14 protein-coding genes are annotated in these 12,644 nt (G+C 73.3%); 11 read left to right on the forward strand and 3 right to left on the reverse strand.

The window, feature by feature from the left end:
• Nucleotides 1-5: 5 nt before the first annotated feature.
• The 3 genes from MKL01_RS23590 to MKL01_RS23600 form a co-directional block, all read right to left on the reverse strand.
• Complete coding sequence (locus MKL01_RS23590; protein ID WP_243907605.1) at nt 6-260, reverse strand: hypothetical protein; 255 nt, start codon at nt 258-260, stop codon at nt 6-8.
• 68 nt (nt 261-328) lie between these two features.
• Entirely contained in the window at nt 329-1,852 is a 1,524-nt protein-coding gene (gene hisS / locus MKL01_RS23595; protein ID WP_243907606.1) for a histidine--tRNA ligase, read from the reverse strand.
• Between the two features lie 364 nt (nt 1,853-2,216).
• Nucleotides 2,217-2,720, reverse strand: coding sequence for a DUF3429 domain-containing protein (locus MKL01_RS23600; RefSeq protein ID WP_243907607.1), 504 nt, complete (start codon nt 2,718-2,720; stop codon nt 2,217-2,219).
• A gap of 425 nt (nt 2,721-3,145) precedes the next feature.
• Here MKL01_RS23600 and rho point away from each other — a divergent pair, with 425 nt between their 5' ends.
• From rho to MKL01_RS23655, 11 genes are all read left to right on the forward strand, one after another.
• Nucleotides 3,146-4,498 (forward strand): transcription termination factor Rho, encoded by a 1,353-nt coding sequence (gene rho, locus MKL01_RS23605; protein WP_243907608.1) that lies wholly within the window; start codon nt 3,146-3,148, stop codon nt 4,496-4,498.
• A gap of 299 nt (nt 4,499-4,797) precedes the next feature.
• Complete coding sequence (locus MKL01_RS23610) at nt 4,798-5,409, forward strand: Maf family protein (RefSeq protein WP_243907609.1); 612 nt, start codon at nt 4,798-4,800, stop codon at nt 5,407-5,409.
• 11 nt (nt 5,410-5,420) lie between these two features.
• Entirely contained in the window at nt 5,421-6,416 is a 996-nt protein-coding gene (locus MKL01_RS23615) for a cation diffusion facilitator family transporter (RefSeq protein WP_243907610.1), read from the forward strand.
• Nucleotides 6,413-7,264, forward strand: a complete 852-nt coding sequence (locus MKL01_RS23620; RefSeq protein ID WP_243907611.1) for a shikimate dehydrogenase — start codon at nt 6,413-6,415, stop codon at nt 7,262-7,264. The genes MKL01_RS23615 and MKL01_RS23620 overlap by 4 nt, the downstream gene beginning before the upstream one ends.
• Nucleotides 7,261-7,899, forward strand: coding sequence for a dephospho-CoA kinase (gene coaE, locus MKL01_RS23625; RefSeq protein WP_243907612.1), 639 nt, complete (start codon nt 7,261-7,263; stop codon nt 7,897-7,899). The genes MKL01_RS23620 and coaE overlap by 4 nt, the downstream gene beginning before the upstream one ends.
• A gap of 122 nt (nt 7,900-8,021) precedes the next feature.
• The gene (locus tag MKL01_RS23630) at nt 8,022-8,183 is read left to right on the forward strand and encodes a hypothetical protein (protein WP_409566319.1); all 162 of its coding nucleotides are present in this window, start codon (nt 8,022-8,024) and stop codon (nt 8,181-8,183) included.
• Between the two features lie 73 nt (nt 8,184-8,256).
• Entirely contained in the window at nt 8,257-8,979 is a 723-nt protein-coding gene (dnaQ, locus tag MKL01_RS23635) for a DNA polymerase III subunit epsilon (protein WP_243907613.1), read from the forward strand.
• Nucleotides 8,980-9,242: 263 nt separating this feature from the next.
• The gene (locus MKL01_RS23640; RefSeq protein ID WP_243907614.1) at nt 9,243-10,463 is read left to right on the forward strand and encodes an alpha/beta hydrolase family esterase; all 1,221 of its coding nucleotides are present in this window, start codon (nt 9,243-9,245) and stop codon (nt 10,461-10,463) included.
• Nucleotides 10,464-10,563: 100 nt separating this feature from the next.
• A complete protein-coding gene (locus MKL01_RS23645; RefSeq protein WP_243907615.1) occupies nt 10,564-11,442 on the forward strand; it encodes a TIGR01459 family HAD-type hydrolase in 879 nt (292 codons plus the stop codon).
• A 29-nt stretch (nt 11,443-11,471) separates the two neighbouring features.
• A complete protein-coding gene (locus MKL01_RS23650) occupies nt 11,472-12,296 on the forward strand; it encodes a 2-keto-4-pentenoate hydratase (protein ID WP_243907616.1) in 825 nt (274 codons plus the stop codon).
• 102 nt (nt 12,297-12,398) lie between these two features.
• Nucleotides 12,399-12,635, forward strand: a complete 237-nt coding sequence (locus MKL01_RS23655; RefSeq protein ID WP_243907617.1) for a hypothetical protein — start codon at nt 12,399-12,401, stop codon at nt 12,633-12,635.
• Nucleotides 12,636-12,644: the final 9 nt, after the last annotated feature.

Here is a 12,644-nt window from a genome sequence, read left to right on the forward strand (position 1 = left end):
CGCGCTCAGAGCGGCCGGGCGCTGCCGAGGCGCGCCCCGCGGGCCCGCCGCAGGGGCTTGCGCCGGGTCAGGGCCGCCATGGCGGGGGCGCCCGCGACGCCGGCGCTGAGGATTGGGGCGCTGCCGGTTCCGGGCGTGGCCGCCGCGACGGCGCTCGGCAGGGGACCGGGGATCGGGCGGCCTGCCCAGGCCGGGGCCGCGCCGGCCAGAACCAGCCCGGCCGCCAGGACCAGGGTCTTCGACAGGATCTCGGCGCGCATCCCCGGCTCTCCCGGCCGACGGCGTCGCGGCCCAGACCCGGGATCAACGCGGCCGGAGCCGGGGCGTTTCAACCGGCGGTGGATGAGAAATGCCGGGCCAGCACGGCGCGGACCTGCGCCACCAGATCGGCCTCCGGGCAGGAAAACTGGGCCGGCCGCGCCGCCTTCCACTCGGCGTTGCTGGCGATCGACTCGGCCGCCCGGGCGCCCTCGATCAGGTCCTTGATCTGGACCTCGCCGGCCAGCCGCTCGTTCGAGCCCTGGATGACCGCCACCGGGGCGCGGCGCCGGTCGGCATATTTCATCTGCGCCTTCATGCCGGCGGAGCCGAGATAGAGTTCGGCCCGGATGCCGTCCGCCCGCAACTGGGCGACCAGCCTCTGGTAATCGGCCATGTTCTCCCGGTCGAGGACCAGCACCACCACCGGCCCGGGGGTCTCGACGCCGGCCAGCAGCGGGCTGCCCACGAGCTGCAGGGCCGCGAACAGCCGCGAGACGCCGATCGAGAAGCCGGTCGCCGGCACCGGCTCGGCCCGGAACCGCCCGACGAGGCCGTCGTAGCGCCCGCCCCCCGCCACCGAGCCGAACCGCACGGTCTGCCCGTCCTCGTTGGTCACCGGGAAGGTCAGCTCCGCCTCGTAGACCGGGCCGGTGTAGTATTCGAGCCCGCGCACCACGCTCGGATCGGCCCGGATCACGTCGTGGCCGTAGCCAGCGGCGGCGCAGAGGCGCATGATCGCGTGCAGTTCGGCGATGCCCTCGCGGCCGGTCTCGGACTCGCCCACCGCCTCGTGCCAGCCGGCGAAGAACTTCTCCCAGAACGCCATCCGGTCGGCGCCGTCGCCGGCATCGGCCTGGAACGACACGTAGGCCAGGATCCGGGACACCGCCGTCGCGTCGAGGCCGGCGCCCTTGGTGAAATCGCCGCTCTCGTCCTTGCGGCCGGCGCCCAGCAGGTCGCGCACGCCGTCGACGCCCAGCCGGTCGAGCTTGTCGATGGCGCGCAGGACCGTGAGGCGCTGGCCGGCCCGGTCGGGACCCGCCAGCCCGATCGCCTCCATGACGCCGTCGAGCACCTTGCGGTTGTTGACCTTGACCACGTACTGGCCGCCCAGCCCGAGCCGGTCGAGGGTGTCGGCCATCAGCATGCAGGTCTCGGCATCGGCCGCCACCGAACCCGCCCCGACGATGTCGGCGTCGAACTGCATGAACTGGCGGAACCGGCCCGGCCCCGGCTTCTCATTGCGGAAGACGGCGCCGGCCCGGTAGCTGCGGTAGGGCTTCGGCAGCGCGTCGAAATGCTCGGCCACGAACCGCGCGAGCGGCGCCGTGAGGTCGTAACGGAGCGACAGCCACGCCTCGTCGTCGTCCTGGAACGAGAACACGCCGGCGTTCGGGCGGTCGAGGTCGGGCAGGAACTTGCCGAGCGCCTCCGTGTACTCGACGAAGGGCGTCTCCAGGGCCTCGAAGCCGTAGAGCTCGAAGCTCCTGCGGATCGTCTCCAGCATCCGCCCCTGCGCGGCGATCTCGTCGGCGCGGCGGTCGACGAAGCCGCGGGGCAGGCGGGGTTTCAGGGTCTCGGGCTTGGACATGGGATCGTGTTCGCTTCTCGCGGACCCGGAGCCCGGGTCCGGATTGAGTCGTCTCCCCGGCGCGGCGGAGATCCTGGGGTCGGGCTCTAGAACATGACGGGCGAAAGGGGAATTCGGTTCGCGGATGTCGCCCCGAGCTTGGCCGGGCGCCTGCCGTCCGCGGCGCCCCTTTTCCCGGGCGCCTGCAGCGTCAGCGGAATGCGACCCGGGATCCGGCACACGAAGCGCCGCCGAAGCGGCACGCTATCCGAGGGGTGCGACGCGTAAACGTCGACCTTGCCGCGGATGGACGCTGCGCACCGTCCCGCACCGGGTCCCGCTCCGCTTCGCCTGTCCGGGAAAGGGGGCGCCGCATCCGGCAACCTCAGTACGGCGCCGTCAGCTTCAGCCACAGGAGGGCCGCGAGGCTCACCACGGCGATGGGCATCTGCAGTGGGCGCAGGCGGGCATGGGCGAGCGGCACCGTCCCGGCCCGGGCGGCGATCGGGTCGAGGATCCCGATGGCCGCGTAGCCGAGGATCAGCATGGCGAGCGCCGGCACCGCCTTGCCCATCACGGCGGCGCACAGGCTGAACAGCCCGAGCCCGTACAGGACCAGCATGGTCACGATCTGCGACAGGTGCGGGCCGCCCTCGGTCCGGAAGCTGACGCCCCGGTGCACCCCGGCCAGGAACAGCAGGATCGAGGCGGCGTAGAGCAGGGTGAACAGGGCCACCAGGTAGTCGAGGGGCTGCCCGTTCAGCCACCAGGCCGCGCCGGCGCCGACCGCGATCGGCACCATGGGGCCGAAGCCGAAGACGAGGTCGAGCCAGGGGATCCGGCGCGGCTCGTGGGCGATGATGGTGCGTCCGGTGGCGTCGTCGCGCATGGTGCTCAGGTGGGTTCCCGGGTGGATCTCTGTTGCGCTGCGGCGCCGGCACGATGAACGGTCCCGCGGGAGCCCGGTTCCGAACCGGCCCGGCCCGCGTGCCGCGCCGGGCCGCGGGCCTGCGTACCGGGCGCGCCTTCCGGAGCCCAGCCCCCGGGCGTGCGGAGCCGATCCTGACGATCCGATCTTGCCGGACGCTTGCGACCACTTGAGTGCGGTGAAGAAACGCGTTATTTCTCCCCTGCCCTCATCACAAGGTCTGCGCCACAGCGCGCCCGTGAACCGTGAGGGTCCTGCCAAAACGGTTTCGCCAACCTGATCCTCGGGCCCCTCGCCTCAGCGCGGCCCGCCCTTCGGCGCCCGTCCCCCGGGTGCTTGGCACAGAACCGGCCCTCCCACCTTTCTCGTCGGTTGCAAGACACCCCATGACGCCACATCCCGACGCCCTCGCCGACCTCGAGACCGCGGAGCCGGCCGCCGATCTGCCGACGATGCCCGCCGCCCTCGAAGGCGTCCGCGAGGTCAAGCTCCAGGACCTCAAGTCCAAGACGCCCACCGACCTCACGGCCTTCGCCGAGGAGGTCGAGGTCGAGAACGCCTCGACCATGCGCAAGCAGGAGTTGATGTTCGCGATCCTGAAGCAGCTCGCTGCCAAGGAGGTCGAGATCATCGGCTCGGGCACCGTCGAGGTGCTGCAGGACGGCTTCGGCTTCCTGCGCTCCTCCGACTCGAACTACCTGCCCGGTCCCGACGACATCTACATCTCGCCGACCCAGATCCGCCGCTTCGGCCTGCGCACCGGCGACACCGTCGAGGGCCCGATCCGCGGACCCAAGGACGGCGAGCGTTATTTTGCCCTTCTCAAGGTCAACACGATCAACTTCGAAAATCCGGAAAAAATCAAGCACAAGGTCCACTTCGACAACCTGACGCCGCTCTTCCCGACGAAGCGGTTCAAGCTCGAGCTGGACAACCCGACCAAGAAGGATTTCTCCCCGCGGATCATCGACATCGTGGCGCCGATCGGCAAGGGCCAGCGCGCCCTGATCGTGGCGCCGCCGCGCACGGGCAAGACCGTGCTGATGCAGAACATCGCGCAGTCGATCACCCTCAACCACCCCGAGTGCTACCTGATCGTGCTGCTCATCGACGAGCGGCCCGAGGAGGTCACCGACATGCAGCGCTCGGTGAAGGGCGAGGTCATCGCCTCGACCTTCGACGAGCCGGCCACCCGCCACGTGCAGGTCGCCGAGATGGTGATCGAGAAGGCCAAGCGCCTCGTGGAGCACGGCCGCGACGTGGTGATCCTGCTGGATTCCATCACCCGGCTCGGCCGCGCCTACAACACCGTGGTGCCGTCCTCCGGCAAGGTGCTCACCGGCGGCGTCGACGCCAACGCCCTGCAGCGGCCCAAGCGCTTCTTCGGCGCCGCCCGCAACATCGAGGAGGGCGGCTCGCTGTCGATCATCGCCACGGCGCTGATCGACACCGGCTCGCGCATGGACGAGGTGATCTTCGAGGAGTTCAAGGGCACCGGCAACTCCGAGATCATCCTGGACCGCAAGGTCTCGGACAAGCGCATCTTCCCGGCGATCGACATCACCCGCTCGGGCACCCGCAAGGAGGAGCTGCTGGTCCCGCCGGACGCCCTCAAGAAGACCTACGTGCTGCGCCGCATCCTCAACCCGATGGGCGTCACCGACGCGATCGAGTTCCTGCTCGACAAGCTGCGCCAGACCAAGAGCAACAGCGACTTCTTCGACTCGATGAACACCTGAGACGGCGATACGAAGGGCACTGTCCCGGATCTCATCCGCGCGTCCCCCTCCCCCCTCTGCGGGGGAGGGAGAGAAGCGGAACGGGATTCAGCCACTCCCTGTCCCGCCGCGGCACGGAACGGCTTGGCGCGGCGATCCGGCCGTTGACCTTCCCCTAACCGGTCCCTGCCAATGTCGGCCCTGGGCGCCAGGTTGCGTATCGGCCCCGCGACAGCCCCGCCGGCCGGTCCAACCCGGCGGCGGGGCTCGTCGCAGCGCCCCCGACTTGCACCGGCCGCCGGATCCGTGACACTGGCGCGATGCTCCGCTCGCCCTGGACCGGCTCGGCCCCGCTCCTCCTCGCCTCCACCAGCCCGACCCGGCGCCTCCTGCTGGAGAGCGCCGCCCTGCCCGTCGAGACCGCCGTCCCCGACGTGGACGAGCGCGCCCTGGAGGCGGCGGGCGCCGGCCTGTCGCCCCGTGACCTCGCCCTGCGGCTCGCGCGCGCCAAGGCCGATTCGGTGGCGGCCCGGTTCCCCGGGCGGCTCGTCGTCGGCGCCGACCAAGTGCTCGACCGCGACGGCACGGTGTTCCACAAGCCGGCCGATGCCGCCGAGGCCCGCGCGCAGCTCGCCCGGCTCGCCGGCCGGACCCACGCCCTCCATTCCGCCGTCGTCCTGGCGGGGGCGGTCGAGGACGCCTTCGTGGCGACCGCCCGCCTGACCCTGCGCGCCCTCGATGCCCGGGCCATCGCGGCCTATGTGGAGTGCGCCGGCGAGGCCCGGGTGCGGTCGAGCGTCGGCGGCTATCAGCTGGAAGGGCCGGGCATCCACCTGTTCGAATCGGTGGCGGGGGATCACAGCACCGTGCTGGGCCTGCCGCTGCTGCCGCTCCTCGCGCGCCTGCGCGCCGCCGGGTATCTGGATTTCTGAGGGAGCACCGCTTGGCCGGGCACGACCATTCTTTGCATGCCGACCCGTCCCACGGCGGCCACTCCCATGCCGGCCATTCCCACGGCGGCCATTCCCACGGCGGCCATGCGCATCTCCCGAAAGACTTCGGGCCGGCCTTCGCCATCGGCATCGCGCTCAACACCGCCTTCGTGGGGATCGAGGCGGCCTACGGCTACCTCAGCAACTCCATGTCGCTTGTGGCCGATGCCGGCCACAACCTGTCGGACGTGCTGGGCCTCGCGGCCGCCTGGATCGCCACGATCCTGGTGCGCCGGCGCGCCACCGCGCGCTTCACCTACGGCTACCGGGGCTCCTCGATCCTGGCCGCCCTGTTCAACGCCGTGTTCCTGCTGATCGCCATGGGGGCGGTCATCTGGGAGGCGCTGGTCCGGCTGGTCCATCCGGAGCCCGTGGCGGGCGCGACCGTGATGGTGGTGGCCGCCGTGGGGATCCTGGTCAACGGCGTGACCGCGTGGCTCTTCGCCAGCGGCGCCAAGGGCGACATCAACCTCCGCGGCGCCTTCCTGCACATGGCGGCCGATGCCGCGGTCTCGGCCGGGGTGGTGATCGCCGGCCTGGTGATCCTGCTCACCGGGTTCACCTGGCTGGACCCCGCGGTCAGCCTCGTCATCGCGGGTCTCGTGGTCTGGGCGACCTGGGGCCTGCTGCGCGACAGCGTGGCGATGTCCCTCGACGCCGTGCCGCCGGAGATCTCCCCCGAGGCGGTGACGGTCTTCCTGCGCGACCAGCCCGGCGTCGCCGACCTGCACGACCTGCACATCTGGCCGATGAGCACCACCAGCGTCGCCCTCACGGTCCATCTGGTGATGGTCGCGGGTCACGAGGCGCATCGCCAGCCCGGCAACGGCTTCCTGACCGCGACCGCCGAAGGCCTGCGCGCGCGCTTCGGGATCGGCCACGCGACCCTGCAGATCGAGGAGGCCGGCGGGCCGGCCTGCCGCCTCGCCCGCGACTGCGCGGCATGAGCGGATCGGCGATCCCCCGCGCCTTCGTGGTCGGCCACCCGATCGCGCATTCGCGCTCGCCCCTGATCCACCGCCACTGGCTCGCCGAGCACGGGCTCCCGGGCTCCTACGAGCGCCTGGACGTGGCTCCGGAGGCCTTCCCGGACTTCGTCCGCGGCCTGCCGGGATCGGGCTTCCGGGGGGGCAACGTCACCCTGCCCCACAAGGAGGCGGCCGCTGCGCTGGCCGATTCCCTGACGCCGCGGGCGGAGCGGATCGGCGCCGTCAACACCCTGGTGATCGGACCCGACGGGCACATCCGCGGCGACAACACCGACGCGCCGGGCTTCTGCGCCCATCTCGACCAGAGCCTGGGGGCGGCCTGGCCGGGGCGCGCGGGCGGCACCGCCCTGGTGCTCGGGGCCGGCGGGGCGGCGCGCGCCATCGTGGTCGGGCTCGCCGAGCGCGGCGTGGCCCGCATCCGGATCGCCAACCGCACCCCGGCCCGGGCGGAGGCTCTGGCCGCGCTGGCGCCGGGGATCGGCGCGGCCCTCGCCTGGGACGACCTCCCGGCCGCCCTGGCGGACGCCGGGCTCCTCGTCAACACCACCTCCCTCGGCATGCGCGGTCAGCCGCCCCTCGACATCGACCTCGCGCCCCTGCCGCCGGACGCCGCGGTGGCCGACATCGTCTACGCCCCCCTGGAGACGCCGCTCCTCGCCGCGGCGCGGCGGCGGGGTCTCGCGGCGGTGGACGGGCTCGGCATGCTGCTGCATCAGGCGGTCCCGGGCTTCGAGGCCTGGTTCGGCCCGCGCCCGACCGTCACCCCGGCGCTCCGGGACCGGATCGTGGCGGATCTCGCCCGATGAGGGCGAAGGCCGGGCCGGGCCCCGTCGTCCTCGGGCTCACCGGCTCGATCGGCATGGGCAAATCCGCCACCGCGGGGATGTTCGCCGCCCTGGGCGTCCCGGTTCACGATGCCGACGCCGCGGTCCACGCCCTCTACGGGCCCGGCGGCGCGGCCGCCGCGGCGATCGGCGCGGCCTTCCCCGGCGTGCTCGATCCCCGGGGCGGCGTCGACCGGACGCGCCTGCGCGCGGCGGTGCTCGGCGCCCCCGACCGGATGGCGGCGCTGGAGGCGCTCGTCCACCCGCTGGTCCGGGCGGCCAGCGCGGCCTTCCTGGAGCGGCACGCGGGGGCCCCCCTCGTCGTCCTCGACGTCCCGCTCCTCTTCGAGACCGGCGGCGAGGCGCGCTGCGACGCCGTCGCGGTGGTGAGCGCCCCGCCGGAGGTCCAGCGCGCCCGGGTGCTGGCCCGCCCCGGCATGACCGAGGCGGCCTTCGCGGCGATCCTGGCCAAGCAGATGCCCGATGCCGAGAAGCGCGCCCGGGCGGATTTCGTCATCGACACGAGCCGGGGCTTCCCGGCGGCCGAGGCCGAGGTGGCGGGGATCGTGGCCCGGCTCACGGCGGGGCGTGCGTCGCCGCACCGGATCGGGGCATGACGCGGTCCCGCCGCCACGGGTCGGGGGTTGTCGTCTCAGTGGGGTGATCCGGCCGTAGGGGCATGATGATGAGCAGGTGTCTCGGAGGTCGCGATCGGATTGGTTCGGCCCGCATCCTGGCCGTGACCGTCCTCGCGTTGCTCGGCGTCGCGCCGGCCCGGGCCCAGTACGCCGCCTCCTGCCCGCCGCCGAAGAAATTCGCGGCCGGCGCCTGCGTCGCCGCCTGCCCGGCCGGGTACGAGGACCAGGGGCGCGTCTGCGTGTACCGCAACATGTCCCGGTGAGGCGCGTACGGCGGGTTAACCGCGCCGGCCTATCCGGTTAAGCTCCATCCCCCGCCTGCGAGCCGCGAGACCCATGCTGCGCGAGATCGTCCTCGACACCGAGACCACCGGCACGGAGGCCAGGGGCGGCGACCGGCTGATCGAGATCGGCGCGGTCGAGCTCCTGAACCACATCCCCACGGGCCGGACCTTCCACCGCTACTGCAACCCGCAGCGGCCGGTCTCCGAGGGCGCGTTCAACGTCCACGGCCTGTCCGACGCGTTCCTGTCCGACAAGCCGGTCTTCGCCGCGATCGTCGGCGACCTCCGGGCTTTCCTGGCCGACGGACGCCTCGTGATTCACAACGCGCCCTTCGACGTCGGCTTCCTCAACATGGAATACGCCCGGCTCGGGGCCGACGCGCCGCCGCCGATCCGGCTGGAGGACGTGGTCGACACCCTGCCGATGGCCCGCCGCAAGCACCCCGGGGCGGCCAACAACCTCGACGCCCTCTGCAGCCGCTACGGCATCGACAACACCCGGCGCACCAAGCACGGGGCGCTCCTCGACGCGCAGATCCTGGCCGAGGTCTATGTCGAGCTGCTCGGCGGCAAGCAGACCAGCCTCGGGCTCATGGAGGCGGCGGTCACGGCCGCGGCCGCCGGATCGGTCGCCCAGCCGGCGACCGCGGCCGCGCCCCGGTTCCACCGGAGCCGGCTGACGGACGCGGAGCGGGCCCGGCACGACGGCTTCCGGGCGAGCCTCGGTCCCGCCGCGATCTGGGGCGACTACATCGGCGCGGACGATCCCGCCTGATCCGCCGCCGCCACCCTCACTCCGACCTGTGCCGGAGGGTGTTGCCGCATCGCACGCCGATGTTTATTGCAATGCACAATGCGCCGGAGACGGACCCTCGCGTCCGATGGTGAGGATGGCCCATGCGGTGGCTCAGGCGTGTACGTCCCGATCCCCGTGGGGATGCTGAGGCAGGCGATGCCGAGGCCAAGCAGGCAGGGGCCGGCCATCCAGGAACCAAGCATGCGGGGGCCGGAACCGCTGGGGCGAAGGGACGCGAACGCATGACCGAGGATTTCGGCGGCCGCGACGGCGAGCGTGACGCCCGGGGCGGCGCGTGGCCGTTCGCCGACATGATCGAGGCCACCCGTCTGACCGGCCTCGGCCGGCTGGAGGAGGCGACCGCCCTGATTCAGCGGAGCCTCGGCGGCCAGAAGGCCGCGCCGCCCCAGGAGCCCGCGGGTCCCGACGCGGCCGCCGGCGGATCCGAGGCATCCCGCGGCGGCGCGACGGAATCCGGCGCGCGGATGCGCGAGGTGATGGGGCAGGTGGTGCGCGGCCTCGCGCCGGTGCTGAAGGGGCTCGGCAACCCGCTGCGGTCCCCGGCGCCGCCGACCGACCGGAAGCGCCCCGCCGGGGGCGCGTTCGTGGCCCTGAGTCATACCGAGACCGCCGGCACCCGCGAGTACAAGCTGTTCATCCCGAGCCATCCGGACAGGCGGGCGCCGCTGATCGTGATGCTGCACGGCTGCACGCAGAACCCGGACGATTTCGCCGCCGGCACCGGCATGAACGCGCTGGCCGAACGGGCGGGCGTGTACGTCGCCTATCCGGCCCAGAGCCGTCAGGCCCATGCCCAGCGCTGCTGGAACTGGTACGAGCCCCGCGACCAGGCCCGCGGCTCGGGGGAGCCGGCGATCATCGCGGGCCTCACCCGCGCGGTGATGGCGGAGCACCCGATCGACCCGGCCCGGGTCTACATCGCGGGCCTCTCGGCGGGCGGCGCGGCGGCCCTCACCATCGCCCGCGCCTATCCGGATCTCTTCGCCGCCGTGGGGGTGCATTCGGGGCTCGCCGCCGGCTGCGCGCGCGACCTCGGCTCGGCGCTGATGGCCATGCAGGTCGGCGCCCCGGGCCTCGCCGCCACGACGCCGTTCGGCGCGCCCGCCCCGGCGACGCGCGTGCCCACGATCATCTTCCACGGCGAGGATGACGGCACGGTCAGCGTGCGCAACGCCGACCAGGTGCTGGCGCAGGCCGGCCTCGCGGGCCTGACCGCGCGCTCCGAGACCATCGAGGGTCGCGGCCATCCCTTCACCCGCACCCGCTACCGGGACGCCGCCGGCCGGGTGGTGGTCGAGGATTGGCGGGTGCGCGGCGCCGGCCATGCCTGGTCGGGCGGCCGCCCGGAGGGCAGCTACACGGACCGCGAGGGACCCGACGCCTCCCGGGCGATGCTCGACTTCTTCGCCGAGCACCGCCTGGGACCCGCCGGACGGCCCTGAGGGGTTTCCGAAGGGCCGCGCCCCGGCGGACCGCTTGCAGGGCTCCGCCCGGCACCCGCAAAAGGTCCCGGACCTTTCGAAACCAGGACTTTCACCGACCATGACCGCCATCCCGACCCTCGCGGGCCTCGCCGAAGTCGCCGACCGGTACGACCTGATCCTCTGCGACGTCTGGGGCGTGCTGCACGACGGCCAGACGGCGCACGGGCCGGCCGGCGCGGCGCTGATCCGCTTCCGCGGCCTGCCGGGACCGCGGCCGCGCCGGGTCGTCCTGGTGTCGAACGCCCCGCGGCCGGGGGACGGGGTCGGGCGCATCCTCGACCGGTTCGGCGTTCCGCGGGAGGCCTACGACGCGATCCTGACCTCGGGCGACCTCACCCGCGACCTGATCGCCCAGCGCCCCGGCGCCCGGATCCGGCATCTCGGGCCGGAGCGCGACCTCGGCATCTTCCAGGGCCTCGACCTCAGCCTCGTCCCGGAGGCGGAGGCCGACCTCGTGGTCTGCACCGGCCTGTTCGACGACCGGAGCGAGACCGCGGACGATTACCGGCCGGAGCTGACGCGCCTCGCCGCCCGCGGGCTGACGATGATCTGCGCCAATCCCGACCTCGTGGTCGAGAGCGGCAACCGGCTGATCCCCTGCGCGGGCCTGCTCGCGGCGGCCTACGCGGAGGTCGGCGGGGACGTGATCTACGCCGGCAAGCCGCACCGGCCGGTCTACGAGGCGGCGCTCGCCAAGGGGGCGGACCTGACCGGTGCGCCCGTCGACCCGACCCGGGTCCTGGCGATCGGCGACGCGATCCGCACCGACATCGCGGGCGCGCGCGGCTTCGGCCTCGCCAGCCTGCTGGTGGCCCGGGGCATCCACGCGGAGGAACTCGGCGTCACGGCCGCGCACCACCGCCTCGGCGACGTGGCGGACTGGCTCGGCCGGCAGGCGGTGCACCCGGACGCGGTGATCGAGCGGCTGGTCTGGTAGAGTCGGGCCCCGCACCCTACAGCGGGGCCATGACCGCGCCCGTTTCCGCCGCCGCCCACGCCCGGACCATCCTGGCCGCCCACGGGCATCGCCGCCAGATCCCGCCGCTGACCGGCGGGGATGCCGCCCTCGACCTCCCGGCCGCCTACCGGGTGGCCGCGGAGGTCCGGCGGCTCCGGGAAACCCGGGGCGAGCGGCCGGTGGGCCGCAAGATCGGCTTCACCAACACGACGCTCTGGGAGCGGTACGGCGTCCGCGCCCCGATCTGGGGCCACGTCTACGACACGACCCTGCGCGACCGGAGCGCCGTGACGGGACCGGTGGCGCTCGACGCCTTCGTCGAGCCGCGGATCGAGCCGGAGATCGTGTTCGGCCTCGCCCGCGCGCCTGAGCCCGGCATGGACGCGGCGGCCCTGCTCGACTGCCTCGCCTGGGCGGCGGCCGGCTTCGAGATCGTGCAGTCGCTCTATCCCGGCTGGCGCTTCGCCGCGCCCGATACGGTCGCGGCCTTCGGGCTGCACGGCCTGCTGGTGGTCGGCGACCGGGTCCATATCGCCGCGGCGGATCGGCGGACCTGGATCGGCGCGCTCGAAGGCTTCACGGTCGATCTCCTGCGGGACGGCGCCGTCGCCGATCGCGGCGGCGGCCGCAACGTCCTCGGCACCGGGCCCCTGGCGGCCCTCGGGCACCTCGTCGATGTGCTGGCTAACGATCCGGATTCGCCGCCGCTCGCGGCCGGTGAGATCGTCACCACCGGCACCCTGACCGACGCGCTGCCGCTGGCCTCCGGGCAGGTCTGGAGGCTGCAGCCCGCGGGACTTCCGCTTCCCGGCCTCGACCTCGCCGTGATCTGAATCGCCCGGCGCGCGTTGTCGGGCGGGGATCGCGCGGATTTTCGGGTCGGCTCCGGACGTCAGGCATTGGTGATGGTTAGCCGACATGCCAGATGCTGGGACATGCCTGGACGCCTGCGGAGACGCTACACGACCTTCCTCGTCTCCGTCACGACGGGGCGGTCCGGCCGTGGCCGGAGCCCGACGGTCTACGCGGTGATGAAGCCCGGCGCCGAGGAGGCGCTGGAGGCGGTCCGCCCCCTGACCGAGCCGGGGGCGGTCCTCACCATCGTGGGCAGCCTGTCCACCCGGCTCGCCAAGACCCTCAAGCTGAAGCCGGACGAGCCGCGCGCGGTGTGAGACGGCCCG

The organism is Methylobacterium sp. J-070 (assembly GCF_022829385.1).
Classification (GTDB): Bacteria; Pseudomonadota; Alphaproteobacteria; order Rhizobiales; family Beijerinckiaceae; genus Methylobacterium.